Source organism: Flavobacterium humi, from assembly GCF_004745595.1.
Classification (GTDB): Bacteria; Bacteroidota; Bacteroidia; order Flavobacteriales; family Flavobacteriaceae; genus Flavobacterium; species Flavobacterium humi.
Window position 1 is genome coordinate 151,997 of record NZ_SRLH01000002.1, and the last position, 26,625, is coordinate 178,621.

At 33.3% G+C, this 26,625-nt stretch carries 23 protein-coding genes; 17 read left to right on the plus strand and 6 right to left on the minus strand.

Annotated features, from left to right (window positions below; all coding sequences use genetic code 11):
• Positions 1 to 2: 2 nt before the first annotated feature.
• Positions 3 to 458, minus strand: coding sequence for a T9SS type A sorting domain-containing protein (locus tag E4635_RS03610; protein WP_246020672.1), 456 nt, complete (start codon positions 456 to 458; stop codon positions 3 to 5).
• A gap of 225 nt (positions 459 to 683) precedes the next feature.
• The gene (locus E4635_RS03615; protein ID WP_135525259.1) at positions 684 to 2,393 is read right to left on the minus strand and encodes an AraC family transcriptional regulator; all 1,710 of its coding nucleotides are present in this window, start codon (positions 2,391 to 2,393) and stop codon (positions 684 to 686) included.
• 351 nt (positions 2,394 to 2,744) lie between these two features.
• On the opposite strand from E4635_RS03615, the gene E4635_RS03620 reads away from it, so the two are divergent.
• The 12 genes from E4635_RS03620 (at position 2,745) to gwsS (ending at position 14,477) form a co-directional block, all read left to right on the plus strand.
• Positions 2,745 to 3,449 carry a hypothetical protein gene (locus tag E4635_RS03620; RefSeq protein ID WP_135525260.1) on the plus strand — a complete coding sequence of 235 codons (705 nt, stop codon included), beginning with the start codon at positions 2,745 to 2,747 and terminating at the stop codon, positions 3,447 to 3,449.
• A 481-nt stretch (positions 3,450 to 3,930) separates the two neighbouring features.
• Entirely contained in the window at positions 3,931 to 4,647 is a 717-nt protein-coding gene (locus tag E4635_RS03625; RefSeq protein WP_169630194.1) for a helix-turn-helix domain-containing protein, read from the plus strand.
• Between the two features lie 77 nt (positions 4,648 to 4,724).
• Positions 4,725 to 5,576, plus strand: a complete 852-nt coding sequence (locus E4635_RS03630) for an RteC domain-containing protein (protein WP_135525262.1) — start codon at positions 4,725 to 4,727, stop codon at positions 5,574 to 5,576.
• Positions 5,577 to 5,851: 275 nt separating this feature from the next.
• Positions 5,852 to 6,157: a helix-turn-helix domain-containing protein gene (locus E4635_RS03635; RefSeq protein WP_135525263.1), complete on the plus strand. Its 306-nt coding sequence runs from the start codon at positions 5,852 to 5,854 to the stop codon at positions 6,155 to 6,157.
• Positions 6,158 to 6,248: 91 nt separating this feature from the next.
• The gene (locus tag E4635_RS03640; protein WP_135525264.1) at positions 6,249 to 7,688 is read left to right on the plus strand and encodes a DUF3945 domain-containing protein; all 1,440 of its coding nucleotides are present in this window, start codon (positions 6,249 to 6,251) and stop codon (positions 7,686 to 7,688) included.
• Between the two features lie 18 nt (positions 7,689 to 7,706).
• The gene (locus E4635_RS03645) at positions 7,707 to 9,797 is read left to right on the plus strand and encodes a type IA DNA topoisomerase (RefSeq protein ID WP_135525265.1); all 2,091 of its coding nucleotides are present in this window, start codon (positions 7,707 to 7,709) and stop codon (positions 9,795 to 9,797) included.
• Between the two features lie 463 nt (positions 9,798 to 10,260).
• On the plus strand, positions 10,261 to 10,986 hold the full coding sequence (locus E4635_RS03650) for a hypothetical protein (protein WP_136937706.1): 726 nt from the start codon (positions 10,261 to 10,263) through the stop codon (positions 10,984 to 10,986).
• A gap of 9 nt (positions 10,987 to 10,995) precedes the next feature.
• Positions 10,996 to 11,979 carry a hypothetical protein gene (locus E4635_RS03655; RefSeq protein WP_135525267.1) on the plus strand — a complete coding sequence of 328 codons (984 nt, stop codon included), beginning with the start codon at positions 10,996 to 10,998 and terminating at the stop codon, positions 11,977 to 11,979.
• A 17-nt stretch (positions 11,980 to 11,996) separates the two neighbouring features.
• Positions 11,997 to 12,224, plus strand: a complete 228-nt coding sequence (locus E4635_RS03660; protein WP_135525268.1) for a hypothetical protein — start codon at positions 11,997 to 11,999, stop codon at positions 12,222 to 12,224.
• 57 nt (positions 12,225 to 12,281) lie between these two features.
• Positions 12,282 to 13,202, plus strand: a complete 921-nt coding sequence (gwsG, locus tag E4635_RS03665) for a grasp-with-spasm system ATP-grasp peptide maturase (protein ID WP_169630195.1) — start codon at positions 12,282 to 12,284, stop codon at positions 13,200 to 13,202.
• A complete protein-coding gene (locus E4635_RS03670; protein WP_135525270.1) occupies positions 13,192 to 13,380 on the plus strand; it encodes a hypothetical protein in 189 nt (62 codons plus the stop codon). The genes gwsG and E4635_RS03670 overlap by 11 nt, the downstream gene beginning before the upstream one ends.
• A gap of 2 nt (positions 13,381 to 13,382) precedes the next feature.
• Positions 13,383 to 14,477 (plus strand): grasp-with-spasm system SPASM domain peptide maturase, encoded by a 1,095-nt coding sequence (gene gwsS, locus E4635_RS03675; protein ID WP_135525271.1) that lies wholly within the window; start codon positions 13,383 to 13,385, stop codon positions 14,475 to 14,477.
• Positions 14,478 to 14,507: 30 nt separating this feature from the next.
• Here gwsS and E4635_RS03680 read toward each other — a convergent pair whose 3' ends face one another.
• The gene (locus E4635_RS03680; protein ID WP_135525272.1) at positions 14,508 to 15,476 is read right to left on the minus strand and encodes a hypothetical protein; all 969 of its coding nucleotides are present in this window, start codon (positions 15,474 to 15,476) and stop codon (positions 14,508 to 14,510) included.
• A gap of 170 nt (positions 15,477 to 15,646) precedes the next feature.
• On the opposite strand from E4635_RS03680, the gene E4635_RS03685 reads away from it, so the two are divergent.
• Together E4635_RS03685 and E4635_RS03690 are read left to right on the plus strand one after the other, a co-directional pair.
• A complete protein-coding gene (locus E4635_RS03685) occupies positions 15,647 to 16,495 on the plus strand; it encodes a hypothetical protein (protein WP_135525273.1) in 849 nt (282 codons plus the stop codon).
• A 117-nt stretch (positions 16,496 to 16,612) separates the two neighbouring features.
• Positions 16,613 to 16,915: a hypothetical protein gene (locus tag E4635_RS03690; RefSeq protein WP_135525274.1), complete on the plus strand. Its 303-nt coding sequence runs from the start codon at positions 16,613 to 16,615 to the stop codon at positions 16,913 to 16,915.
• A gap of 57 nt (positions 16,916 to 16,972) precedes the next feature.
• On the opposite strand, the gene E4635_RS03695 is transcribed toward E4635_RS03690, so the two are convergent.
• The 3 genes from E4635_RS03695 to E4635_RS03705 all read right to left on the minus strand — a co-directional run bounded on the left by E4635_RS03695 (position 16,973) and on the right by E4635_RS03705 (position 19,021).
• Complete coding sequence (locus tag E4635_RS03695) at positions 16,973 to 17,521, minus strand: hypothetical protein (protein WP_135525275.1); 549 nt, start codon at positions 17,519 to 17,521, stop codon at positions 16,973 to 16,975.
• 59 nt (positions 17,522 to 17,580) lie between these two features.
• Positions 17,581 to 18,621: a phage exclusion protein Lit family protein gene (locus tag E4635_RS03700; protein WP_135525276.1), complete on the minus strand. Its 1,041-nt coding sequence runs from the start codon at positions 18,619 to 18,621 to the stop codon at positions 17,581 to 17,583.
• Positions 18,622 to 18,712: 91 nt separating this feature from the next.
• Complete coding sequence (locus tag E4635_RS03705) at positions 18,713 to 19,021, minus strand: hypothetical protein (RefSeq protein WP_135525277.1); 309 nt, start codon at positions 19,019 to 19,021, stop codon at positions 18,713 to 18,715.
• Between the two features lie 514 nt (positions 19,022 to 19,535).
• Between E4635_RS03705 and E4635_RS03710 the strand changes: the two genes are divergently transcribed.
• The 3 genes from E4635_RS03710 to E4635_RS03720 are packed head-to-tail and all read left to right on the plus strand — an operon-like array spanning position 19,536 to position 26,624.
• The gene (locus E4635_RS03710; protein ID WP_135525278.1) at positions 19,536 to 22,553 is read left to right on the plus strand and encodes a SusC/RagA family TonB-linked outer membrane protein; all 3,018 of its coding nucleotides are present in this window, start codon (positions 19,536 to 19,538) and stop codon (positions 22,551 to 22,553) included.
• A gap of 16 nt (positions 22,554 to 22,569) precedes the next feature.
• Positions 22,570 to 24,000: a RagB/SusD family nutrient uptake outer membrane protein gene (locus E4635_RS03715; protein WP_135525279.1), complete on the plus strand. Its 1,431-nt coding sequence runs from the start codon at positions 22,570 to 22,572 to the stop codon at positions 23,998 to 24,000.
• Positions 24,000 to 26,624: an alpha/beta hydrolase family protein gene (locus E4635_RS03720; protein WP_135525280.1), complete on the plus strand. Its 2,625-nt coding sequence runs from the start codon at positions 24,000 to 24,002 to the stop codon at positions 26,622 to 26,624. Before E4635_RS03715 ends, E4635_RS03720 begins: the two co-directional genes overlap by 1 nt.
• Position 26,625: the final 1 nt, after the last annotated feature.

Genomic DNA, 26,625 nt, shown 5'->3' on the forward strand with positions numbered 1-26,625 from the left:
GACTACTGCTTAATAATTTTGATGGTTTTTTGATCTCCTTTGACATAATTGAGCTGCACTAAATAGACCCCATTAGCGTAATCCTGAAAAGGAATATTAATGGAATTAGAAACTGTATTCTCTGTATAGTTTCTCAGTACCTGGCCAGTCAAAGAATAAACCTGAATAGATGAAATGGTATTTTGATCTATGACTTCCCATTTTAAGTAGAGCTCTTCCCTAACAGGGTTTGGATAGTAGGAGATCATGTCCTCGGGAGAGAACTTCTGAAGGTCTTCCTCTGTTACGGCTTCTATCTCTTTAATGTCTTTAGAAGGTTTTGAAACGTTTGGACAGCCAAAACATAATTCGCGTGTTATCTGGCTTCCTGTGATGGGATCGTAAGTAAACTTAAGCTTATTCTGGGCCTTTGTAAAAAGGAGCATCCCAAAGAAAAACAGCGTAAAGATTTTTTTCATAAATGCCTAATGGTTTTTAAATTATATTATTATAATATTTAAAAAATTGGCAAATATGATTTTAATATGATTATGTTTTTTACTGGTAATCCGTAAAAGGACTATATAGCACAAAAACAGGTATAAATACCCGTCAATTCAGGGCATTTTCCTTTAAGAAAATTCCTAGTTATTGATTTTTGAATTAGAGATATTCGGTATTTAAGATTGTCTCTGATCAGTTACTCAGCGAACACCTTCAAGTTTCTTTTTTTCATCCAATCCAGTCACTGTTTCCTTCTTAAGTTCCTGAATAAAGAATGAAACCGGCATTCCAGTTCTGGCAAAAAAAGCATTAGCAAACCTCTGAGTACTACTAAATCCAACTTCTTCAGCTAAGGCTTTATTGGTGTAGTTTCTAAATAATTTATCCCTTTGTAGTAATGATATTAAATAATCAACTTTAAGATCGTTGATATAATCGACAAACTTCTTTTCTCTATAATGATAGATAATTTTTGATAAATACTTTGCATTTGAATCAAATGTGGCAGCTAATTTTACTGAGGTTAGGTCTCTTTCAAGAAATCTATTGTCTTTTTCAAATTTTTCTAATTGCTTCACAAGTGATTTCACTTTTTCCTCATTAATATCAGCAATGACACTATTTATTTGTTTTTCTTCTAATTTCGGCGCTTTACCTTTATTCATCAGTTCGTCATATTTTTGTCTGTAAATACGTTTATTTCGTATGTTTCTATATGACAAAAAGACTAAGGAAACAAAAAGTAAAGCTATAACCAAACCTAAAATCAAATCATTGTACTTCCTTCTGTCAAGGAGGTTTTCTATGTTTTTCTTATCTATTAAAAGTTTTTTAGTATCGTATTCTTTATGGATCCTATTGGACAAGTATTGGTACTTTGTGTCTAAAATATTGTCGATTTTCAATAATTTTTGTATGTAGTAAAGCTGTAAATTTAAATTATCTTTTGATTTATAATAATTAATCATCAATTCATAGTTCTCACGTAAATCTGGACGAACATAATTTTTATCTTCAATAATTTTTACAACTTTTTTAAAGTACGGCAATGCTACTTCCTGCTCATTTAGCTGCCAGTAACTTTTACCAATATAAAAATAACCAACAGCTTCATTTGCAAAGTCTTCTTTTTCTTTTATGACAGGTAATGAATAGTTTATATGCCTAATTGCTTCCCTATAATTCTTGCGGGAATATTGATTAATACCTTCTGAGTGAATAAAATAGGAATTCATTGCAGTTTCTGACAGCCTTTTCCCTTCAGCTAGTCCTTTTTTATTTGTATCAGAACATAAACCATAATTTCCAATTCTGTTGTAACATAATCCAAGCGCATGGAGCGAGTTTAGATAGCCTCTAGGATCTTCTTTTTCAAAGTATAGCACACACTCGCGGAATAATGATATGGCATCATTGTAGAAACCCAAATAGTACTTTATGTATCCGATGTTATACTTTACCTTATGAATTAAATATTTGTCATTAGTTTTTGAAATATACTCATTTGCAATCAGGTAATTGTCCAATGCCTGATTATGTTGTTTAAAGCCGTAAAAAACTATTCCTTTTGATAAATAAGCAGCCCCGATGAGATTGTTCTCTTTAGATTGTTTAGCGGCATACACCATACTATCTGCATAAATGAGTTTTAGTTTATCCGGTGAATGATGAACATAATTTTTGTACCCATTTATTATTTCCTCAAAATGATTTTCAGATTTTGATTTTAGTAAAAATGATTTAAGATAAAGGGATTGTCGAGTTGTATCTCCTTCTAATTGCTCTATACGGTCAAAAAGATAGTCATAATCTTTATTTATAATTGAGTCTGGGATTTTAAATACACTTTCTTGAGCAATAACATTTTCTCCTAAGCATAGGAAAAAAACAAGTACATATTTTTTAATCATAGGTTAAGATAAAGTGAATACTAGTTTATAACAAAATCATTCTTAAAAAGGGGGCTGTCTGCAGAAGATGCTTTTGGCTATTTTGACGAAAATAGCTAATCAAATATAATATAAACAATTGGTAGCGAGCTAAATATTCACTAAAAATAATGGTATGGATTTTCGGAAAATCCATACCATTATTTCGGAAAACCCACAATACATAAGTTGTGAGCCCGAAATTAAGCACATAGCTTTGTCCCGAATTCAAAAGCAAAAATGTTTGGCATCGTGCCAAATAAAAGTTCTGCTGACCCGGGTAAAATGAACTGGCGAAAAAAAAGTCGCCGGTCACATTTAACAAATCTAATCATGAAAAAGTTATCATTATGGACACTACTTACCATTACAATCCTTTCAATTTCCTGCACTAATGATTTTACAATTGACAGTGAATCAAAACAAACTGATTCGCTAAGACCCTCAAGTTCAAAACTGGATAGATCAAATGAAAATGTTGTGGATCAAAACTCTCTTTATCCTCAAATCGATACATTACTGGCGCAGTTTTATGATCAAAGTAATTTTGATTCCGCATCAATTATTTCCATTAACCAGGCGATTCATCCTAATACAAATACAACTGTGATATTGGTTACTGGTAATTTGGACCTAACTAATTCCTCAATCGACCAAATCAGAACTGTCGCAAACCAATCACAATTTGATCTTAGTGTCGAAAATTCATCAATGACTTTAGCAGCTAAAGCCAGTTTATCAACTTTTATTGAAAATGTCATGCTATTCAATGATGGAGATTACGAAAGCATTCTGAAGTATATAGAACTTTATCAATCTATAATAACTGCAGACGACTCTTTTACATCAGAAGATAAGAATGTCATACTACGAATATCTTCCATTGGAAGTTCTTCACTTTTCTATGAAAGAAAGCGCAGGGATAAAGATTGGGAAACAGCTGTTGCTAACAGGAACGACGATTTTATACCAACTGATGAAATTACTTTTAAAACGGTCAGAATGGCTCTTCTAGCCGGAATTATTCAAAATAATTGAAAAAAACTAATCATGTACTTATCACCAATAACTGAAAAAAAGATTGTAAGTGTTTTTTGCTTTCTTCTAATTACCCTGAATCTTATAGTCCTTTATTTCATTATTGATCTATTGAATTATGACGAAATAATAGGATATCTATCTATAGATGAGATCAAAAGATGCAACACTAGGCCACTAGCATTATTGTTTCTGGCAGTTAATCTAACAAATTTATTATTTGTAATTATTTTTCTAATGTCTGCATTTTTATCGAACTATTGCCCTAAAGGTCATATGTCAAAACACAACAAGAGTTTTCTTTAGAGTTCAAAGTAAATAAAGTTTTAAAAACTAAATTTTGAGTAAAAAGGATTTATCATGCCGGCATAGAGATCTACACGTCATAACTTTTGAAAAGGTACATTCCGTAAATTCGATGGAGCGTCTTTTCCAAACCAACTGTTTTTCTATACTAGTGGTTAATAGTGGATTTTTAACTATGAAAGTAAATGCAATTGTCAATTGTTTACATTTAAATGAGCTTATTGTAGTTCCTGTAACAACTCCTATAGATATTATAAAAATAAGCAGTGAATTGAGAATTTCACTGCTTTCATTTACTTCGGAGTTTCTTTTTAAGAATACGATAAGAAAGCCAAACATAGGATTTTTTGAAATTTTTATAGCCAAATTTCCATCCAAAGTTGTACTTAAAAATGATGAATCTCTTTTACTCTCTGATCTGCTTGCTTTAATAGGAAATGAAAAATACAAAATAAACGAGAATGTATTTTTCAGTGAAATACAGCTATTGAATTTCAACCTTATTTTATATCTTATTGCAGGAATATATAGCGAAAATTCCTATGATGTAAGAACACGATATAATAGAAAAGAAAAATTGGTTTTCAGTTTTTTAGAAATCTTGGATATACACTGTAGAGAGCAGCACGCTGTAAAATTTTATTCAAATACTCTCTTAATTTCGGAAGGGCATTTAAGTAAAGTTGTAAAACAAATAACCAATAAAACAATTAAAGAGTTTATTAAAGAAGCAATTATTTTAGAAGCAAAAATTTTGCTGCAGAATGGCGACTTAACAATTTTGCAGATTATTGAGGAATTACATTTTAGTAATTCCTCATCTTTTAGCAATTTTTTCAAAAAATCCACCTCTATGTCTCCTTCAGAATACCGATTAAAATTAAAATTATAAATTCTTAAATAAGAATTAACAAGCTATTTTAAAGATGGAATATATGAATGAATTAAATATCCGCTTTATTGTTTAATATGATCACGGAGTCCACTTATAAAGATGCTCTTTACAGTATTCTGAAAAAAGAGCAGGAAATAAGTTTGGAATCGGTGCATATCATCGACGAATCCTATCGAATGATCATTTTCCTCCAGGAGCTACTCTCAAGCGTAAAAAAGCATGTTTTGGAGCATCACTTTATAGAAGAAAATGAAGAAATAGAATTCTTCCGTATTATCAAACCTCAAATATTAGGAAAGTTAATATATTATAACAAAGTATACCGCATAGAAACTTCTTGTCCAGTGAGTAGCGGCAAAATGTACTACAAGTATTTTTCCAGTGAATTACAGCATTTGAAGAATGAATATAAAGAACATATTTGTAATTCAGATTTTTACAGATATTACCGTTCAGGACGAACGGATAGGGACCACGATTTTTTTAAATTGGGAAAAATTAATCTTAACACTGGACTGAACAGCTTTATCTTCGAAGTTGATACACAATTTTCGACTTATTACGATTATAAGGTTTCGCGAATTATAGCTGATGAACTGTTATATAATTATCTGATTATTAAAATCAATCCAGTTGATAAACCTGATATGGTTTTACAAAATTCTGAATCTACCAAAGATGTCTTTTGGACGGAATCTAAAAACGCTATGATCGAATTGATTTACGCCCTTTACGCATCTGGAGCAATTTCTAATGGCAATATAGGAATCCGTAAAATAAGCTTAGTCTTTCAGTTACTATTCCGAACTCAACTTGGAGATGTTCATCATGCCTTTCATCGTATGAAAGATCGCGCTGGTAATCGCACTTTATTTCTGGACCAGCTCAAATCTTCTTTAGAACACTACATGGACAAAGATTTATAACAATCAAATATACAGCCAAGCAAAAAAGCAGTGTTTTTCACACTGCTTTTTTATTAATAAACCTACCCATATTCACCCATTGGCAAAATGCTCATCAAACGCAGAATTCTGATAATGATAGTCAATAAAAGTTGACAATTAAACAATTATTGTTTTTTGAAATTCCGAAAAAAAAGACTTTTCAATTGGCAAAGCTTGGCGGAAAATGCAGTATATACTTTCCAATTTTGCATAGATCATTATTCAAAAAGTAATAATTCATAAAACATATCTATATGAATATCGACAGAATGGAATTTATGGGATGGATGGAACGTATAATGGAGCGCTTCGATTTGCTTGGTGAACGCTTTGAAAATGCCCAGAGACAAAAGAGTACTATTGATGGGGAGGAACTGTTGGACAACCAGGATCTCTTCATGATGTTAAAAGTGAGCTCGAGATCTTTACAACGTTATAGATCATCCGGCAAACTTCCATATTACACCATTAGTGGCAAGCTCTATTACAAACTATCAGACGTAAACCAATTTATTCGTGAAAGTTTTTCAGCATCTCAAAAAATAAATAAGGACAAGTGAAGGCAAATAAAGCCAGCTGAAGACTTGACAAGCTCAACTGTTCATTCTTGGTTTACTTTCGACATTATTTTAACCAAACAAGAATCAAATTATGATTGAACAAGATAAAACCAAAAATGAATCCCCGGAACAACTTACAGATATTCTTTTAGTGTTTGATAAGGAAAAAATGAAAATTGAGGCTGTAAAAGGAATCGATAAAAATGGAGAGTTGACAACGACACCAGTTGATAAAAAAAATCAAAATCAATTTATGCGGGTAGATAAACAAGGAGATGTTTTCTCTAATTTCTTTTCCAATTTTATAAGTCAGCTGCAAAACCCTACCCGTTTCAGTTTTTTCAAAGTACCTCAATTATTAGCTGTAGACATTGCGAAAGAGATGCAGCAACAGATAGACAATCCCAAACCGGAAGGTGAAAAGCTTTTACAAGAACACGAAGTTAAAATCAAATCAGAAAAGGATAATAAAAACGAAAATAAAGATACTATGGAAACACCAGAAACAACACAGGAAACAAGCGAATATCGTTTCAAACCGGAAGAAATTGATTGGGAAACAATGTCAAATTTGGGGCTGAGTAAAGAAAAACTCGAAAAAATGAATTTGCTCGAGCCCTTATTAAAAGGTTATAAAACCAATGAACTGGTACCTATCAGTCTAAATCTAGGTACGGCTATTGCCCGACTCGATGCCCGATTATCTCTTCAAACTTCTGAAGAAGGAAAAGTAGTAATGGCAATACACGGCATACGAAAAGAACCGCAATTGAACTTTGCTTTTTTCGGTCACGAATTCAGTAAAGAAGACAAAGATAATCTACTTAAAACTGGCAATATGGGACGTGTCGTAGATCTTACAGTTCTTAAGACAGGTGAGCAGACTCCTTCAATTATAAGTATAGACAGGTTAACCAATGAATTGGTCGCTCTACGGGTTGATAAAATAAAAATACCAGATGAAATCAAAGGCATCAAGCTCAGTGATGAACAAAAACAAACTTTACTGGAAGGGAAACCACTTTATCTTGAAGGCATGATCTCCAAAAAAGGGGAGCCATTTGATGCCACCGTTCAATTCAATGCTGACAAACGATATGTTGAATTCCAATTCGACAGAACCAGTAAAGTTGATCAAAATCAACAACAAGAGCAAAACCACGAAGTCCCAAAAAACATTCGAGGAAAAGAACTAACTGAAAAGCAATACGAACAATTTAAAGAAGGAAAGACTATTTATTTAGACGGCTTAAAAGATAAAAAAGGTAAGGAATACAAAGGTTATTTTACGTTCAATAAAGTTACAGGCAGACCAGATTATTCATTTAGCAATCCCAACAGTGTAAAGATTCAGCCAGCAGAAGAGCATAAAACACAGACAGCTGTCAATTCTGAAGGCAAAACTAATGAAGCTACAAAAAAAATAAATGAACCATTAAAATCCGGGCAAAAGGAACCTGACAGCAAAAAACAACAGGAAGAACAAGAACAAAACAACACGCCAGCCAAGAATAAAAGCCGAAAAATGTAATTACAAAAAGATTGAAATATGAAAGCAGTAATTGCAGAAAAACCAAGCGTGGCCCGTGAAATAGCATTATTATTAGGTGCCACAAATAAGGATGAAGGTGTCTATTCTGGAAATGGTTATATGGTAACTTGGGCACTGGGTCATTTAGTAGGACTAGGTATGCCGGAAGATTATGGTATTTCAGGATTCCAGAAGGATGCCTTACCCATACTGCCTAAGCCATTTCTTTTAAAAATACGAAGAGTAAAAAAAGAAAAAGGTTATGTTACCGATATAGGCGCTTCGAAACAGCTAAAAATCATTGAGCAGGTCATAAAGCAATGTGATAGCATCATTGTAGCTACAGATGCCGGCCGTGAAGGTGAACTGATTTTCCGTTACATCTACCAATATCTAAAGTGCAAGAAACCCTTTGAAAGACTGTGGATTAGCTCTCTTACGGAAAAAGCCATCAAACAGGGATTTGATAATCTAAAACCAGGCATTGATTTCGATGGTTTATATCTGGCCGCACAAGCTAGAAGCCGTGCTGATTGGCTGGTTGGTATTAATGCCTCACAGGCTCTCAGTATTTCTGCAGGAAATACTATTTATAGCTTAGGCAGGGTACAGACACCAACGCTGGCTTTAATCTGCAAACGTTATTTGGAAAACAAAAGTTTTAAAATTCAAACCTACTGGCAGCTTCAATTGATTCATCAAAAAGACTATATTAACTTTTTGAGCCTTTCCAAAAACAAATGGAATGATAAAAAACAAGCTGAATCGATTTTTAAATCCATTCAGCGCAGTATGACAGCCAGTGTCATCTCTATAGAAAGTAAAACCATCACTGAGCATCCTCCCCTCCTATTTGATCTTACAGGTCTGCAAAAAGAGGCCAATAAAAAATTAAACCTTTCTGCAGAAGAAGCCCTTGCTATTGCGCAAAGTCTCTATGAAAAAAGGTTCATTACTTATCCAAGAACTGGAAGTAAATACATTCCTGAAGATCTTTGGCCTGAAGTATCTAGCCTTATTAGAACATTAGAAACCAGAAATACTTGCAGAGAAGGCTTTACAAAGATAAAATTTGGACAACTAAATAAACGCATAGTAAATGACCTGAAAGTAACGGATCATCATGGGTTGCTTATCACAGAGAAAAAACCATCGGCTTTATCTGCGAAGGAAAATGCGATTTATGATATAATTGCGTTACGCTTATTAGAAGCAGTTTCCGAGACTAGTATAAAAGAAATAACAGACATAACCTTACAGGTCTTACATTATGATTTTTCAGTCAAGGGCTGTAAAGTTGTACAGGCAGGATGGCGGACCATTAAAGGCTGCTTTTTTGATGAAGATAATGAGCACACCCAGGATTTGCCTTCTCTGAAAGTTGGCGATGAGCTTAAAGTTAAAGATGTTGTTCTACTCGAAAAGAAAACCAAACCTCCGGTTTTATACACAGAAGCAGGACTTCTATCAGCTATGGAATCAGCTGGAAAAGAAATTGAAAACGAAGAAGAACGTAAGGCTCTGCTAAATATCGGAATAGGAACACCAGCAACCAGAGCCGCAATCATAGAAATACTATTTACCAGAAATTATATTCAAAGGGAAAAAAAATCTCTGGTTCCAACTGAAAAAGGAGTACATGTGTATAACCTTGTCAAAGACAAGAAGATTGCCGATGTATCAATGACAGCTGAGTGGGAACTGACTTTGGAAAAAATAGAAAATAACCAAATTGATACGGATGCATTCCAAAAAGGAATTGAGGAGTATGTAGTTTCTATCACTCAAGAACTTCTCAACACAGCTATAGTTACTGAAATTTTACCTGTTCTTAATTGTCCAAAGTGCAATAAGCAACATTTGCTCATTAAAGATATACTTGTCAAATGTCCTGATGATATTTGTAAATGGGTACAATTTCGTAATATCTGCGGTGTCAACTTGAGTGTAACGGATTTAGAAAATCTAATCAATAAAGGAAAAACTACTGTACTTAAGGATATGAAATCTAAGTCGGGGAAAAAATTCAATGCCTCAATTGTACTTAACGAAAATGGAAAAACAACTTTTGAATTTGAAGGGGATAAAAAAATAGTTTACCGACGTTAATTAAATAAATAGTAAATAAGTAAAGTTTTTCTAAAAGTTATTAATTCAGTATTTATACTGAAGTATAAATACTGAATATCTCTCTTCCGATTTGAAATAATTTTAACATTTATTACGGCAAAACCGTAACAAATGCTAAACTTTCAAACATACCAGATTATACATACTCACATACTTGTATTTGTAAGAATTTTTAATTTGTTTTGGGTTCAATTTTATGATAATGCAAATCCAACCTTTTAAAAATTTACATAAGATTTTATTACTTATCTGTATCATAATGGTACCTATAATAGTATCATCATTTAAGACTAAACAAATTACTTCCAGTAAAAATACTGATATTAATTACATCCCATATTACTTAAAAGTGTACGAAGCAGACAGCTTATTCCTAACTAATAACTTTAAAGGAAGCTATAAAATACTTGATAGTCTGTTTCAAAAGTACGAACCCATAAATATGGAAAACTACAAAGAATATGGAAATTATATAGCGTCTTCTGTAATGACAGGTCACATAAAAGACATTGATGAAAAAATAAAAAAAGGATTCAGCAATTTCGGCACTATTGGTTTTAATCACCCTGAATCATCTAAATTGTTTGATACCATAAGAAAAGTCACAAAACTATCTAAGGAAGATTTCACACTTTTCTTAAAAGACTACTCAAAAAAAATAAATCTGGATCTTAGGAAAAGAATCGTTCAAATGGATATTGAAGATCAATCCTCCAGAGGTGATAACTATAGTGTGGAGAAAATGAAATTTTATCAAAAAAAACATAAAAAAGAAATAGAAGATATTATTTCAAATTATGGTTATCCAAATTATCAAATTATTGGATCATCAGGGTATTCAGATCCTTCAAATCCAACGCAGATGCCGATTATATTCACCACCATTTTTTTACATCAGGATAATAAGATACTCAAGAAGCACTTACCAATGTTATTGGAAAATCTAAAGAAAGGTAAATGTTCGCCAGATGATTATGCTTCAATCTTTGACAGGCTGATGTGGGAAACAAGAAAAGATTCAAAACAACTTTATGGTACATTTCCAGATCATGGAAATCTACATCCTGAAAAAATTGATTCTATCAGGAAATCTATTGGATTACCGCGATTTGGATATGAGACGTGGGCATTTAACACTGCTTTTCCTAATATTTCTGATAAAAACTAAAATTTAAAAATGACTTTGAATAGATACGGATATATTTTATCAAACGGTGTTACCATGTTAGCAATGGGTCTGCTTATAGTTTCATTTTTGTCATGCAAAACCATTAAAGTTACTGCAATTGATCCCGTTGTTAAAAATGAAATCAACTACATTCCTTATTACCTAAAAGTGTATGAAGCCGACAGCTTATTTCTAACTAATAATTACCAGAGAAGCTATGAGATTCTTGATAGTTTATTTCAACACTATGAACCTCTGAATATGGAAGGTTACTTTGAGTACAGCGCATACATTGCTACATCCGTTTTGACACATCATTTAAAAGATATTGATAAAAAAATCAGGAAAGGTTATGCTGATTTTGGGCATATTAGTATATCTCATAAAAATTCATTTGATTTTTATGACAGCATTATGAAGACTTCGAAACTTACCGAAACAGAAATAAGAATATTAAAGCTTGAACACTCCAAAAAGATCAATCTGGATCTACGGCAAAAAATTGTAATCATGTCAGAAGAAGATCAAGCGCCAAGGATAGATTATAATACTGACAAAATAAAATTCTATCAGGAAAAGCACAAAATAGAAATTGAAGATATTATTTCTAAATATGGTTATCCAAATTATAAAGTAATTGGGGATGTAAGTTATTCTGATGGCACTGATAAAATATATAAATCAGTGTCGTTTACCACTATTTTTTTACATCAGGATATGAATGTGAAAGAAAAATATTTACCAATGATGCTGGAAGGCGTGAAAAAAGGGACTTTTTTACCAGCTGATTATGCTGCAATTTTTGATAAAAGCATTTGGCAGTCTACGTCTGAAAAAAATAATCCTCAACAACTATATGGTACCTTCCCAAAACTTAATTTGAAATATCCTAAAAAAATAAATACAATAAGAAAATCAATAGGATTACCGCATTTAGGCTATGAAGTATGGAGATATAACCAAATATTTGAAGAAAAAGTAAATACAAATTAATTTAATCTTAAATAACTATGAAAAAAATGAAATCATTGGAAGATTTTAGGCAAGAAGGACTTTGTCTAAACAAAGAAGAATTATTGAATGCTGATGGAGGCATTGGTCAACCTGTGCCAGCATCATCAGAATCTGTCCGCTATGAAGACACATCTTTCCCTACATCAGATTGTATACGTTGGGCAAGAAAAGACAGAATGGGATTCTTTGAAGATAAGGAAGAAGGGATCCTAGTAAATTATTAATTATTCTAATACTTGAAAGTTTAAATCAAGTATTTTTATTTGCAAATGATATTAATATTGTCAGATGAAAGGGATTTATCAACCACTCAAGTTATTGAGTGGTTGGAATTCTTAAATAGAAAATGGATTCGTATTAACCAGGAAGATAAAGTAAAAATTGAGTTTTGTGGGAAAGAAATAATATTTAAGTTAAATAATATTGTATTTAACTTCTCAGATGTCACCAGTTTTTGGTATAGAAGAGGTTATATAAATTTACAAAATGATACTACAGGAATTAGACCATTCGATGAATTTCAGAATGAAGAACTAAAAATTATCATGCAATTTATATATTATAAATTAGATGATAAACATCATTTAAATTCAATAAAGAATGCAAACGTTAACAAATTAATTGTAACCTCAATGGCTAGAGATTGTAATATCAATACTCCTGAGGATTATATTTTTTCAAATAAAGAAGGTTTAGAGCAAGTGATAAATTCTAAAAATACATACATAACAAAATCAATAAGTGGAGACTCAATTCGAGAATTTGAGGATTTTATTGCTTTTAACTACACCTCAGAATTTACCAACGATTGGTTAATTCCCGATTCCTTTTCCCCTTCTTTAGTGCAGAATCAGATAATAAAGAAATACGAACTAAGAATATTTTATTTAGCTGGCGAATTCTATACTATGGCTATCTTTTCTCAAAAAGACAATCAAACTAGTGTTGATTTTAGAAATTACAACAATCATAAACCAAACAGAAGAGTACCATATAAACTCCCATTAGAAATTGAAGAGAAATTAGATGTTTTAATGAAAAAAATGGATTTAAACAGTGGTTCCATTGATATGATTGTAACACCTGAAAATGAATATGTCTTTTTAGAAATTAACCCCGTCGGACAATTTGGTATGACTTCGTTTCCCTGCAACTACAATATTGAGAAAAGAATAGCTGATTATCTGAGTTATGAAAATTGAAAAAGTAAAAAAGTTCATAGAAGACAATAAAGATAAACTACCATTATCTTATAATAATTTAATGTACAAGACCAATGAAGAAATTGAAAAGACTGGGAAATCTATAAATTCTGAAAAATTTAAAGATGGAAACTATTCTATTTTTAAATTCTACAAACCAATTTCCCGTCTTAAATAATTATGAATTCCAAAAAGTATTTTAAAATATTCAGTAATTGCATCATTGTCACAGGCTATAATAGAAGTCTTATACTGGATTGGCAACGAAATAATTTTGTAGCTATACCAGATACACTCCAGAAAATGATTTCTCTATTCCAAAATAAGAAATCTATTGATGATGTAATTCATTTCTATGGGGAAGAAAATAAAGAAATTGTCCATGAATATTTAGAATTTTTAATTGAGAATGAGTTTGGATTTATTACCGATGCTGATGAATTCGATTTGTTTATAGATATCGATACCAATTTTGAAATAGCTTCTCATATCACTAACTGTATTGTTGAGATTTCTGACGAAACAATTCCGAGTATTGATAAAATCGTTCGCGATTTAGAATCTTTGTACTGTAAAGATGTGCAATTTGTTTGCTATGAATCACTGGATTTAGACACTTTAAAATATGTACTAAAAGCTACCAACGAAACCAATTTCAGATCGATAGAACTCATTTTAAAATATTCCAAAGAAGTATTTGAGTTTATTGGGGAGATAGATAAAAATAATTTCAGGATTACAGAGCTTACTTTACATTCTTCGGCAAACAAGAATAAAGAAGTTTCAAAAGGAACTTTCAATATTATTTTTATTAACCATGAACTAAAAGATTTTAGGAATTGTGGAATTGTTGACAGTAAATATTTTAACAATGTCAATAAATATAAAATATTTGAATCTTTAAATCATAATTCCTGCCTTCATAAAAAAATATCTGTTACTCAAAATGGTGAAATAAAAAACTGTCCTTCTATACCTGACAGTTTTGGTAACATTAGGGATACTACTTTAGTAGATGTCATAAATCAATCTAGTTTCACGAAGTATTGGAACGTAACTAAAGATCAAATTGATGTTTGCAAAGATTGCGAATTCCGTCATATATGCACCGATTGTCGCGCTTATGTAGAAGAACCTGGAAATCAATACTCCAAGCCTTTAAAATGTGGTTATAATCCTTATACGAATGTTTGGGAAGAATGGAGTACAAACCCGCTGAAAGAAACAGCAATCAATTATTACCAAATGGAACAACTTGTGCAAAAAAACAATTAAAGTTATATCTCTCAGCTGTTTAGTTTGTTTTTATAAATTAAGTTTTGTCACAGGAAATTTTACTACAAAATGGTTTCCGACATCTTCATCACCTTCCCAGACCTTAACTACAATACCTTGAGATCTTCCTATAAGAGAATCGTTTTTAAAAACTTCTAGTGTTGCTCTTATAGGGTAAACTTTTATACGACTATAATCATACTCTGTCAATTCAATTTTTTGCTTTTTAGTCACCTTATAAAGGTTATAAAATTCATCTAATGTTACAGGTAAATCCAAACTATCATTATATTTTTTTAAGGTATCTAGCCATTTATTAGTTTCAACAACTCGTATTGCGCCTTCAAAGCTTGATCTTGCCCATTTTTTATTATCTCTTAAACTATTAATCGTTCCTTTAAAATCCTTATAATTTCTTATCAATTCAATAGAGCTTAGATCTACAGTCTGAATCAATTTTTTATCAAACAACTGAATACTAGATTTTATATCCAATGAATTGCCTGAGATAAAGAAACCTTTTTTCCATCCTTGAACATTCAGAGAATCTAGATCTTTATTTTCAATTATTCTTAATTCAAGTTCAGATGTGTTCTTGAAAATTTCAGGTGTATCTTCACCTGCATTATCGATATGGAACGTAACTTTCGCAGTAATATCCTGGATTTTGATAGTTGATAATTCCGTACCTATTTGAACTGGGGGTGACGGACTAAGCCACCATATTAAAACTAGAATAAAAACTGCAATACCGGAAGTCGCTTGAATTGCAATTTTTCCAAATCTTGTATCCGGGGATTGCCCGGTCAGCTTAACTGAACCTGAAAGAAAAAATGTAAATAGACCAGCCAATAAAGATGAAGCAAATGCCATCATTCTTTGCTTATAAAATGGTAGTGTATCAGGGGAAAATAAAAAAATATAGATAAAAAAAACTAAAAGTATAGAACCAAAAATGTAGGTTCCGATTTTCTTGTCATCATGTTGTTTCGCTCCCATCTGTTGTATTTTTTTTACATTGACTTTACCACTTTTCTTTTTATGATATTCGATTCTTACGCAGAGTTAATAAAGTTAAGGAAAAGATTTATATCAAAAACCAGTATAAATACGTATTGTCTTACATCTAATTCTTTGTTAAATTTAAGCAAGCTAAATAAAACTGTGTTATGAAAAATTTATTAATTATCATACTATTCGTTTTTAACATAACTAAAATAGAAGCACAAATTCCTTCTCAAGAATTTGACAAAGTAAAAATGGAATATAAAGGAACTAAAGCTGTTCAAGCTAAACTCCTGATGAGACACGTAGAAATGTGGGGTAAAATAAGTGAAAAGGAAGCTAAACTAGATGCTGCTTATTTAGACCTTTTGATCTCTAGTATTGGTATAACAAAAGAGCAAATTCAAAAGTATCTATCATTTAAAAATATAACCAATAATGAAATTGGCGGTGACATAAATTCACCAATTTCAAGTGTAACTGCTGGTGGCAAGAAAGTTTTTGCAAAATATTTCGTTATTCATGATGTAAGTACTCCGGCCCTTGAACATAACTTTCCTCAAGATATTAATGAAGAATCATGGAGCTTTAATAATTTAGATCGATGGAATAAAAAAGTTACTCATGTTTATTTAGCCAGAACCGGGAAATCAAAAACTGTGGCTGATTTCTCTGAAGGATTAAGAGCTACAAAATTTGAATTAAAAAAATTAGGGATACCGTCACGGGGCTTATATATTCATATTGAGTTAATACAACCAAGAGTTTATCCACCTGGAAATGCAGGAAATGCACCAGTTGCACCTAAACCTGGATTTACTGAAGCTCAATATGAAAGATTAGCATTGCTATACATATGCTCTAGTTTTAGAAAAGGAGAATGGCTTGTACCGGCTTTCCACGCTAATATAGATCAAGGTTTGAATGACAGCCATGATGACCCTCAAAATTTTGAAACTCAAAAATTCACTGATAAAGTCATGCAAGTACTTTTAGATATCAAAAAATATTAAGCTACCACTTATCATTAATTCCCAATAATCTCTGATTTATATCCAGTTATTTTTTTCGTTTTTAAGGTTAAATATTTTTATCGTATTATATATGTATAAATTACAAAACAATATATTATGAAAACTAATGACTTAATAAATGAAAATTTGGACACTATAAAATGTATTATTAAAACATCGCCAAATGATAAGTTTGATTCACATGAATTTATAAAGGTGTTTGCAAAAAAATTTGAACCCCAATATGTCACCCTTTTAGCTCGTTATAAGAGAAATACTCATAGAATCGTTCATGCACAAATTGCACTTAATCTTGCGAAGAATATGGATTATTTAGAAATTGAGAAAAATGGAAAAGTTATTAGTGAAACTGTTTTTGGTCTTAACAATCCGAATAAATTGTGGAATAAAAAAGTATAAAACTAAAGACTCCCCTTAATATAAGCAGGGTATACAGGTACTAGATTTTTAAAGAATTTATTTCTGGATTACTAAGAACCCGATTAATGCAATCAAAAGTATTGAAATCATTAAGTAAAGTTTTGAGAGATACATAGTCTTCATTCTTTCATCATTTACTATTCTGTTATTAGAAGAGGTAATAATATAACAATCCCTTAAGTATGCATCAAAGTTAATTTGTGTATTACTTACTGTTTTCTTTTTTAACATTTTAGCTTGATCTTTATTAGATTTTACAAATTCACCTTCTGTTTTTTGTAAATCGGTAGAAATGGGTAAGTATTGATATTTATAAAATCCATTTAAATACATTTTCATTAAATACATAGTAGAGAGAGCCACCAAACCTCCAAATAAAGCAAAAAGAGATTTTGTCAGAAGTAACATATATAAACTGTTATTGTGACTATTGACATAGTGTTTTTGAAATAAGAATAATCCAATGCCAATTAATATGACAATTAAATTCATCGGAAGACTTAATTGAGAATCAATATTGACTTTTGTTTTAAGTTCTTCTATGTAAATCTCTTTATATAATTCAATATTAAGTTTTTCTTTCATTTTTCGTTTATGTCTTTAATCTTTCAAACAATTCGAGAATTAAGTACCCATCCAGTAAATTATGGTTTTTTTATTTTGTTCATTTCAGCAAGGATTTCATAAAACATTTCACTATAATTTTCAGAAGTTTCAGATATTTCAAAGTCAATTTTAAAATAGTTACCCCACAATTTAAATGCTAATGACGCCATACCCCATTGTAGATCTAAATCTTTTAAATTAAGTTTTTCCATAACATTTCTAATTCTATCATCGGCATCTGGATAAGTACCGCCTTTGTATAGTTTTGGGCTAAGAAATAATAATGCACACATTCCAGCTACCGCACCATGTTTTAGGGAAGGAATTAGGTCTTGGTTTTCACAGCTTAAAACTTGTTCTAATGCAAAATTATCTGCATCTAGTTCTTCCGCAAGTGATTGAGCCGCCGTGGCCGGCATATATGTTACATGATTAAAATAATTATGCCCTATTTCATGACTCAGCACAAAAAACATAGCGGAAGTAAATAAAGAGTTGGCTCTCTCAACATAGTACGAATACTTACAATCAAATTCTTCAGGATTTGGTAAAGTTTTATCCCAATCACTATAATTATTTCTTAAGGACATCCCATAGTTGAATACTGCGATTGCAGCATTTACCTGTTCGTTATTTTTATCTATTAAGCCGGTATAATTTCCTCTTAAGTGTGGTTTCTGAATAATTTCATCAAATGTTACAAGAAGAGAGTAGCAGATGCACCATAAGTAAGAATTAAAAGTTTCATAAATACTAATTTTTCTCTTGGAACTAATACTAGCAGCATTAACGCTCGCAACATGAAGAATTTTTTGTTTATCTATATGATATAATATTCCTTGTTGCAAACCATTATTTTTAATTTCATTTAACAACGTTTTGTAAAATTCAGGGGAGACTATTTCAAGCCAATAAGTTATATTATGCTGTAGAACACGTACGGGTAATTCGCCGACATGGCTCTTTGGATTATAAAATGATTTTTTTTTGAAAATGATTTTATTAAAAAGACACTTTATAAAATTCTTTTGCTCTAAAAGAAATACTCTAATTAGGACAATTCTATGGTTTATACTCATTAATTGGAAGCAGTTTAATTTTTAACCACGTTTAAGTTAGTAGTCGTTTTTTTTCAAAAATTGTTGCAAGTACGAAAACTACAATCTTTGCCTAAGATTTTTTAAAAGTAAGTATCTCAGAATCTTTTATAGAGTCATATATTTTGGCAAAATCAGTTAATGAAAACCCCATTGCTTCAATAATTAAAATTAGTGTGGTCGAATCTGCAATAGAATTAGCATTAAAAGTATTCGAAACAGTAGCTTTTCTAATATCTGCATTAAGTGCAATATCATTATAGCTTTTGACAATAGAATTATCAGCATTCTTAACCTGCGCACTATTTTGAATGCTCGCTAATAGCTTTTTTAAACTGATTGCAGTCTTAATTTTAATATGCTCTGTAGAATTTTCTTTCACAATGCAATTAACTATATTTAAAATAATTTATCGGTACGCTTTGGCGTACCGATAAATTATTATATATTTGCTTTTTAACTAGTCATCTAGTATAGATTTTTATTAATTTTGCGATTCTTCATATAAAATATTTGAAGCATTCGCTTTGAGTCTCGTATCAGAAAACTGGTAATTTTAAGCAACGAGATGATAAGTAAGATGCTCACGTCTATGGCGTGGGCTCACTTATTGTTGCTCGGTATACCAGTACCTCTGATGCAGTAAGCTGAGTTCCGCGCCTATTTTTTTAGGCTTTCTTCACTTTATTCAGAGCGCATATTCGATTAAATAAGATTCGCAGCATTTGCCATAACCATCAAACCAAATGCCTATGATCTAAGAAACTTCACGTCTTTGCGATTTTTATCCGGTCGATAAAGCGCAAAAAAATGCCCTCCATTCAACGTCGACAAACATTCATGGAGGGCTGTAGCTAAACAAAAACTAACTTCTATTTAACCAGTAATCCAATATTATGAAAACTTTTTCATTAAACAAAGGGTTGACAGTACTTTGGTATCCGATAATTTTCAGCTTTTACCTATTCTGTACGCCAGCCTTAGCACGAAATCCCTTACGGCTTTCTGATTATCAACAACAATCGCAAGTCACAGGGATAGTAAGCGATGGTACTGTTCCTCTTGCAGGAGTCATTATCTCGATCAAAGGAAAACAAATAGCCGTGTCTTCAGATTATGATGGCAAATTCACCATAACGGCATCCGCACAGGACATACTCGTTTTCTCTTATTTAGGCTTTAAAACCGTTACAATTCCCGTTGCTGATCGCAAAACTATTAATGTTCATATGCAGGAAGACATCGCTTCACTTCAGGAGGTAAAAATCAATGCAGGATATTATTCAGTCAAAGAAAGTGAACGTACCGGAAGTATTGCCAAAATAAGCTCCAAAGACATCGATAAGCAGCCTGTATCCAATGTCTTGGCAGCTATGCAAGGGAGAATGGCAGGAGTCAATATCGTTCAAACTACCGGAACGCCCGGAGGCGGGTTTGATATCCAGATCAGAGGGCAAAACAGTTTGCGTATCAACGGAAATAATCCTCTTTATATTATTGATGGAGTTCCCTATTCATCAGATCCTATAGGCACAGGAATTAATTCTGCTGTGCTGCCGACACAACCAAGTCCACTGAACAGTATCAATCCAGATCAAATCGAAAGTATTGAAGTTTTAAAAGATGCTGATGCCACTTCCATCTATGGTTCACGTGGTGCAAATGGTGTGGTACTAATCACTACAAAAAAAGGTAAAGCGGGGAAAACCAAATTCAATGCTAAACTCTTAACAGGGGCCGGAAGAGTCACAAGTTTTATGGATCTTATGAATACCCAGCAATACCTGCAAATGCGAAGAGAAGCATTTGCCAATGATGGTATTTCTCCAATACCTGACTATGCCTACGATGTTAACGGAACTTGGGATCAAAATCGTTATACGGATTGGCAGAAGGAATTACTGGGAGGCACTGCCAATATCACCGATATTCAAACGTCGCTTTCGGGAGGTTCTGCCCAGACACAATTTTTGGTAAGCGGTAACTTCAACAAACAGACTACAGTTTTTCCGGGTGATTTCAATTATAAAAAAAGCAATCTGCATTTGAATTTGAACCATGAATCGGATAATAAAAAGTTCCGAATCAATCTCTCCGCAGGATACACGATTCAGAACAACAATCAGCCCCGACTGGACCTGATGAGGGAAGCGGTCAATATGTCTCCAAATGCTCCGGCGCTGTATAATGCTGACGGAACCCTAAATTGGGAGAATAACACCTTTAATAATCCACTGCGAAATTTGGAAGGAAAATATCAGACCAAAACCAATGATTTGATTGCCAATATAATGTTATCTTATCAGTTGATGGATAACCTTCAACTTAAAACAAGTTTTGGATATACCACTTTAGGTAATACCGAAACTACGGCCTCACCTTCTACAAAATATAATCCTTCCTATGGACTAGGTCCCGAATTTTCAACCCTTATTGCCAGCAGTGCAGACCGAAATTCATGGATTATTGAACCACAACTGAATTGGAATAAAGTCATCGGAAAGGGAAAGCTGGATATCCTTGCAGGAGCCACCTTTCAATCACAGCAAAGTAATCAATTGGTACAGTATGCATCCGGATTTTCGAGCAATAGCCTGATTTACAATCTTGCGTCGGCTTCGAATATTTTTACAATGGTCAGTGAAGAATCACAGTACAGGTATCAGGCATTTTTTGGGCGTGTGAACTACAATTGGCAAGAGAAATACATCGTCAATCTTACCGGAAGACGAGATGGATCAAGCCGTTTTGGCCCAGGAGACCAATTTGCCGCCTTTGGTGCCGTTGGGGCAGCATGGTTATTTTCAAGAGAAAAATTCTTTGAAAACAATACTGTTCTAAGTTTTGGAAAACTAAGAGCCAGTTATGGGATTACAGGAAATGACCAGATTGGGGACTATCAGTATCTTGACACTTACGCATCCTCCGGAATTAATTATGGCGGTACTATTGGACTGCAGCCTACAAGACTATTTAATCCAAAGTTTGGATGGGAAACCAACAGAAAGTTTGAAGTTGCTCTCGAAACAGGTTTTTTAAATGACTGTCTGTTTATTACCGCCGGATGGTATAACAACCAATCCTCAAACCAATTGACCGGAATACCTCTGCCGGGAACTACGGGTTTTTCCACCCTTCAAGCCAATCTTAATGCAACAGTACAAAACCGTGGTCTAGAATTGACGCTGCGTACGCTAAACTTCCAAAGAAAAAATTTCAACTGGAGTACCAATATAAACCTGACTATCGCTAAAAACAAATTATTAAAATTCCCCGATCTAGCCGGTTCAACCTATACTAATCAATATGTAATTGGACAGGCACTGAGCATCCAGAAAGTTTATCATTTTACGGGAGTTGACCCACAAACAGGAATATACACGTTTGAAGATGTAAATGGTGATGGAATATTATCAGGCCCAGACGATAAAAAAACCATAAAAGATTTTAGTCCTGAGTACTATGGAGGATTACAAAATAGCTTAAAGTATAAAAACTGGCAACTTGATTTCTTATTCCAATTTGTGAAGCAGATTAATTATAACGAAACAATTTATTTCGGTGTTCCTGGTTCACAAGGCAACCAGCCTTTAACAATATTGAATCATTGGCACCAAGCTGGCGATATTGTGCCATACCCTCTTTATACGGACGGTTCCAACAGTGCCGCTGTTGACTCGTACTATAAGTATTTTGAAAGTGATGGGGTAATCAGCGACGCTTCTTTTGTACGTCTGAAAAACGTTTCACTCTCCTATGATCTACCAATTAAAGATCTGCAATGCAAATTGTTTTTCGAAGGACAAAATATACTGACTTTCACAAAATACAAAGGAGCAGATCCCGAATTTAAATCTGCGGGATATCTGCCTCCACTGAGGATCTTTTCTGCAGGAGTACAGTTTAGTTTTTAATTTAAAAGTAGAAACCATGAAAAATTTCAATATAAATAATTTACATTGGCAGAATTCCGCAAATCCCATTTGGAGAATCACCTTTTCCTCTATTTGTCTTTTGCTGTTGGCCTTAATTATAAATGCCTGTGATAACTTTGTGGATGTAGATCTGCCTAACTCACAACTTACCGCCACTGCAGTCTTTGAGGAAAAGGCAACCGCAAATGCAGCTATGACTGATATCTATTCCAAAATCAGGGATACAGGATTACTAACAGGTTCAGCGTCGGGACTTTCCCATTTTCTTGGGAATTATGCGGATGAACTTAAATTTTATGGTGATCCGCAAAACGGTACAGTTGCTTTTTTTAACAATTCCCTTATTGCATCCAATGCCGATGTTAAAGGATTATGGGACAGCAGTTATAATCAAATTTATGCCTCCAATGCTGTTATTGAGGGCGTTGACCAATCAGTTCATTTACCTGCTGTCGACCGTGATCAATTAAAAGGTGAGGCCCTGTTTGTAAGGGCTCTGATTCATTTTTATCTTACCAACCTCTATGGCGCAGTCCCTTATATTACTACAACCAATTATGAGCAGAACCGCCACGCAGTAAAACTGCCTGTGGGTACGATATATAACAATATCAAGACGGATCTGGAGCTAGCCATCCAGCTTTTGCCTGAAAACTATATTTCTGCAGATCGTGTTCGTCCTAACAAATATGCAGCGCATGCACTGCTAGCGCGTTTGGATTTATATGCCGATTTATGGGACGAAGCTTCCAATGAGGCATCGGCTGTACTGAACAATACAGGATTGTATGTTTATGAACAGGACCTTGATAAAATCTTTCTCAAAGAAAGCACTTCAACAATCTGGCAATTGGCTCCAGGGTTTAGCGGTGGCAATACACTGGAAAGTGTCACATTTAATTTTACCGGCGGTCCACCACCACTATCGGCACTAACGACCGAATTGATGTCCGCATTTCCCATCAATGACCAGAGAAAAATACATTGGACAAAAGCCGTCACCGATGGTACTACGACATGGTATCATCCATTCAAGTATAAGTATTCTGATACAGGATCATCTGTTGAATTTTCGATCATCTTTCGTCTTGCAGAAATATATTTAATAAGAGCCGAAGCCAGAGCACATTCCGGTGATCTGATAGGTGCCAAGGAAGATTTAAATAAGGTAAGAAATACAGCCGGATTAGGAGATACATCTGCAATTACACAAACTGAAATTCTTGATGCCATATTACAGGAAAGACAATTGGAACTTTTTACCGAATTTGGAAATCGCTTTTTTGACCTTAAACGCATGGGCAGAATCCAATCTGTTTTATCAGGCATAAAAACCGGGTGGGATGCGCACGACATACTATTTCCAATTCCAGAGGTGGAATTGAATCTGAATCCAAACTTACTGCCACAAAATCCGGGATATTAATGATCTATATTATTTACAACTGCAAAATAATTTGGATTAGTATTATTTTGTTTTTGACGACCTGTCCTGTTAAAGGGCAGGTCGAAAAAACAAGACAGCTGACTTCCAATGACTATCCTTTGTGGAGTACCCTTAAGCCCGAAAATATTTCTAATAACGGTCATTGGGTAAGTTATTCCCTTTGTTATGAATCAAAATTGGATACACTTTTTGTCAGAAGTACAACTACCGCAAAAACATTTGTTTTTCCAAAAGGCTATGACGGAAAGTTTATAACTGATTCGTGGTATGGATGTATGTTGCCGGAGGACAAATTCCAGTTAGTAGATTTACAAACCGGTGCACTACAGAAGTTTGAAAACGTAAAATCATTTTCCATTTGTAATCAATATTACATTTTTTATTGCACCGATGAAGAAGACAAAATAAAGATTGTTGTCAAAAATCAAAAGGGTCAAATCCTCGAGAGTGTCAACAATGTGACTTCATATTCTCTAAGTCCCAGTAATAATACATTAGCATTTTGCACTTCTACAAAAATGCATAACAGCATTGGACTGATACAACTTAGTGAGAAAAAAATCAGGACTGTCATCAAGGAGAGTACCGAGAAAATCTTTGGCAATATAATTTGGCAAGAAAAGGGGAAATCACTTGCCTTTGCAGGCAGCTCACTACATGCAAAATCATCTGCCGCTGAAAGTGTTTTGTTTTATAACATCGAAGATAAAGAGCTTTTCCAATATGATACGACTCTTGAAAAAAGCTGGCCAACTGGCAGGCTATTAGCTGTCAATTATACTTCATCACTTGGAATTTCAAAAGATGGCATGAAGGTATTTTTTACGACAAATAAAAAGCCTGCAGAAAATGATGCAAATGATAACTTAAAAGTTCAGATCTGGAATGCCAAAGATAAAGAACTCTTTGCCTTTGGAAAGAAATACGGAAATGCCCAAGATTATCCAAGGCTTGTCATGTGGGAGCCAAAAAGCAATTTATTTGCGGAAATTGGCAATGATTTACATCCTCTGGCAATACTTAACGGAAACCAGCAATATGCACTTGTATACCATCCCGATGATAATAAACCATCTTTCAAGCAGGAAACAGATATAGATTATTTTTTACTGAATTTGAAAACCAACAAAAAAACTTTGTTTTTAAAGGGACAAACCAGTGTTTTAGGAAGTTTGTATTTCTCTCCCCAAGGTAAATATGTCGTTTATTTTAGGGAATACAATTGGTGGGTATATAGCTTTGCCACACAAAATCATATCAATATTACAGCAAGGATACCCGCTTCTTTTTATGATGATTCCAGCGACAGGCCGCAGGAACCTATGCCTTATGGCTGTGCTGGATTTACGGTAAATGATGAAACAATATTGTTATACGATCAGTTTGATATTTGGCAGTTTAAGCTTAATGAGCAAGTTGCAAAAAGACTTACTAATGGCAGGGAAAATAAGCAGATTTTCAGATTGGCAGATTCTGACAAAGGAAACATCGATGATATTATACGCAATGATAAAATAATTAATTTGAACTCCGATTTACTACTCAAAGTGCAGTCAATTGATAATAGAGAATCCGGGTATTTTAACTTAGATAAAAAGCAAAGATTACAAACTCTGGTTTACGAGCCAAAATTAATCAGTGCTTTGTTTAAAGCTGAGAAATCCAATACCTATGTGTATCAAAAGGAAGATTTTAATGAGCCTCCTGCATTACTGGTAAAAAAGGATAATGGATTGACAAAATCTATTTACAAAAGCAACCCGCAGCACAATCATTACGGGTGGGGAACTTTGAAACTTATTGAATATAAAAATTCTAAAGCAGTAAATTTAAAAGGGGTTCTATTTTATCCTTTCAACTATGACCCAAACCGGAAGTACCCAATGATAGTATACATTTATGAAAGACAGACCAAAGCACTTCATACCTATACCAATCCAAGTCTTCTGAATGGCTCCGCATTTAACCCCACAAATTTTACCAGCCGGGGATATTTTGTACTGTTCCCTGATATTGAGTATGAGATTGGAAATCCTGGATTTTCAGCTTCAGATTGTGTAATTGCAGCAACTCAAACTGCAACTGAATCAGCACCGATAGACAAAACTAAAATTGGGGTAATGGGACATTCCTTTGGAGGCTATGAAACCAATTTCATTATTACACAAACTGATATGTTTGCCGCAGCTGTTGCAGGTGCAGGTGTATCTGACTTAACCAGCTGCTATTTATCAGTAGGCTGGGCAGATATAAAACCTAATGCCCGACGTTTTGAATACGACCAGATGCGAATGGGAAAAACACTGTTTAACAATTATGAAGGTTACCAAAAAAATTCTCCAATTAACTTTGCTGCAAATATAACCACTCCATTATTATCCTATACAGGAGGTGACGACAGACAGGTTAATCCTTATCAGACTATGGAATTCCACTTAGCATTAAGAAGGCTTCAAAAAGATAATATTATGCTGATTTATCCCAAAGAAAACCATGTTATACAAAATCCTGAAAATCAAATCAATCTGACAGAAAAAATTACCCAGTGGTTTGATTATTATTTGAAAGGGAGTGCAAAACCAGAGTGGTTTGAACAAAAATAGA

Excerpts from the sequence above, each read along its gene's own strand:
- E4635_RS03655 (WP_135525267.1), top strand. The coding sequence starts at position 10,996 with ATGACTTTGAATAGATACGGATATATTTTATCAAACGGTGTTACCATG.
- E4635_RS03650 (WP_136937706.1), top strand. The coding sequence starts at position 10,261 with ATGGAAAACTACAAAGAATATGGAAATTATATAGCGTCTTCTGTAATG.
- E4635_RS03670 (WP_135525270.1), top strand. The coding sequence starts at position 13,192 with ATGAAAATTGAAAAAGTAAAAAAGTTCATAGAAGACAATAAAGATAAA.
- E4635_RS03615 (WP_135525259.1), bottom strand. The coding sequence starts at position 2,393 with ATGATTAAAAAATATGTACTTGTTTTTTTCCTATGCTTAGGAGAAAAT.
- gwsS (WP_135525271.1), top strand. The coding sequence starts at position 13,383 with ATGAATTCCAAAAAGTATTTTAAAATATTCAGTAATTGCATCATTGTC.
- E4635_RS03690 (WP_135525274.1), top strand. The coding sequence starts at position 16,613 with ATGAAAACTAATGACTTAATAAATGAAAATTTGGACACTATAAAATGT.
- E4635_RS03680 (WP_135525272.1), bottom strand. The coding sequence starts at position 15,476 with ATGGGAGCGAAACAACATGATGACAAGAAAATCGGAACCTACATTTTT.
- E4635_RS03610 (WP_246020672.1), bottom strand. The coding sequence starts at position 458 with ATGAAAAAAATCTTTACGCTGTTTTTCTTTGGGATGCTCCTTTTTACA.
- E4635_RS03645 (WP_135525265.1), top strand. The coding sequence starts at position 7,707 with ATGAAAGCAGTAATTGCAGAAAAACCAAGCGTGGCCCGTGAAATAGCA.
- E4635_RS03710 (WP_135525278.1), top strand. The coding sequence starts at position 19,536 with ATGAAAACTTTTTCATTAAACAAAGGGTTGACAGTACTTTGGTATCCG.
- E4635_RS03700 (WP_135525276.1), bottom strand. The coding sequence starts at position 18,621 with ATGAGTATAAACCATAGAATTGTCCTAATTAGAGTATTTCTTTTAGAG.
- E4635_RS03720 (WP_135525280.1), top strand. The coding sequence starts at position 24,000 with ATGATCTATATTATTTACAACTGCAAAATAATTTGGATTAGTATTATT.
- E4635_RS03630 (WP_135525262.1), top strand. The coding sequence starts at position 4,725 with ATGATCACGGAGTCCACTTATAAAGATGCTCTTTACAGTATTCTGAAA.
- E4635_RS03660 (WP_135525268.1), top strand. The coding sequence starts at position 11,997 with ATGAAAAAAATGAAATCATTGGAAGATTTTAGGCAAGAAGGACTTTGT.
- E4635_RS03695 (WP_135525275.1), bottom strand. The coding sequence starts at position 17,521 with ATGAAAGAAAAACTTAATATTGAATTATATAAAGAGATTTACATAGAA.
- E4635_RS03620 (WP_135525260.1), top strand. The coding sequence starts at position 2,745 with ATGAAAAAGTTATCATTATGGACACTACTTACCATTACAATCCTTTCA.
- E4635_RS03625 (WP_169630194.1), top strand. The coding sequence starts at position 3,931 with ATGAAAGTAAATGCAATTGTCAATTGTTTACATTTAAATGAGCTTATT.
- E4635_RS03715 (WP_135525279.1), top strand. The coding sequence starts at position 22,570 with ATGAAAAATTTCAATATAAATAATTTACATTGGCAGAATTCCGCAAAT.
- E4635_RS03635 (WP_135525263.1), top strand. The coding sequence starts at position 5,852 with ATGAATATCGACAGAATGGAATTTATGGGATGGATGGAACGTATAATG.
- E4635_RS03640 (WP_135525264.1), top strand. The coding sequence starts at position 6,249 with ATGATTGAACAAGATAAAACCAAAAATGAATCCCCGGAACAACTTACA.
- E4635_RS03685 (WP_135525273.1), top strand. The coding sequence starts at position 15,647 with ATGAAAAATTTATTAATTATCATACTATTCGTTTTTAACATAACTAAA.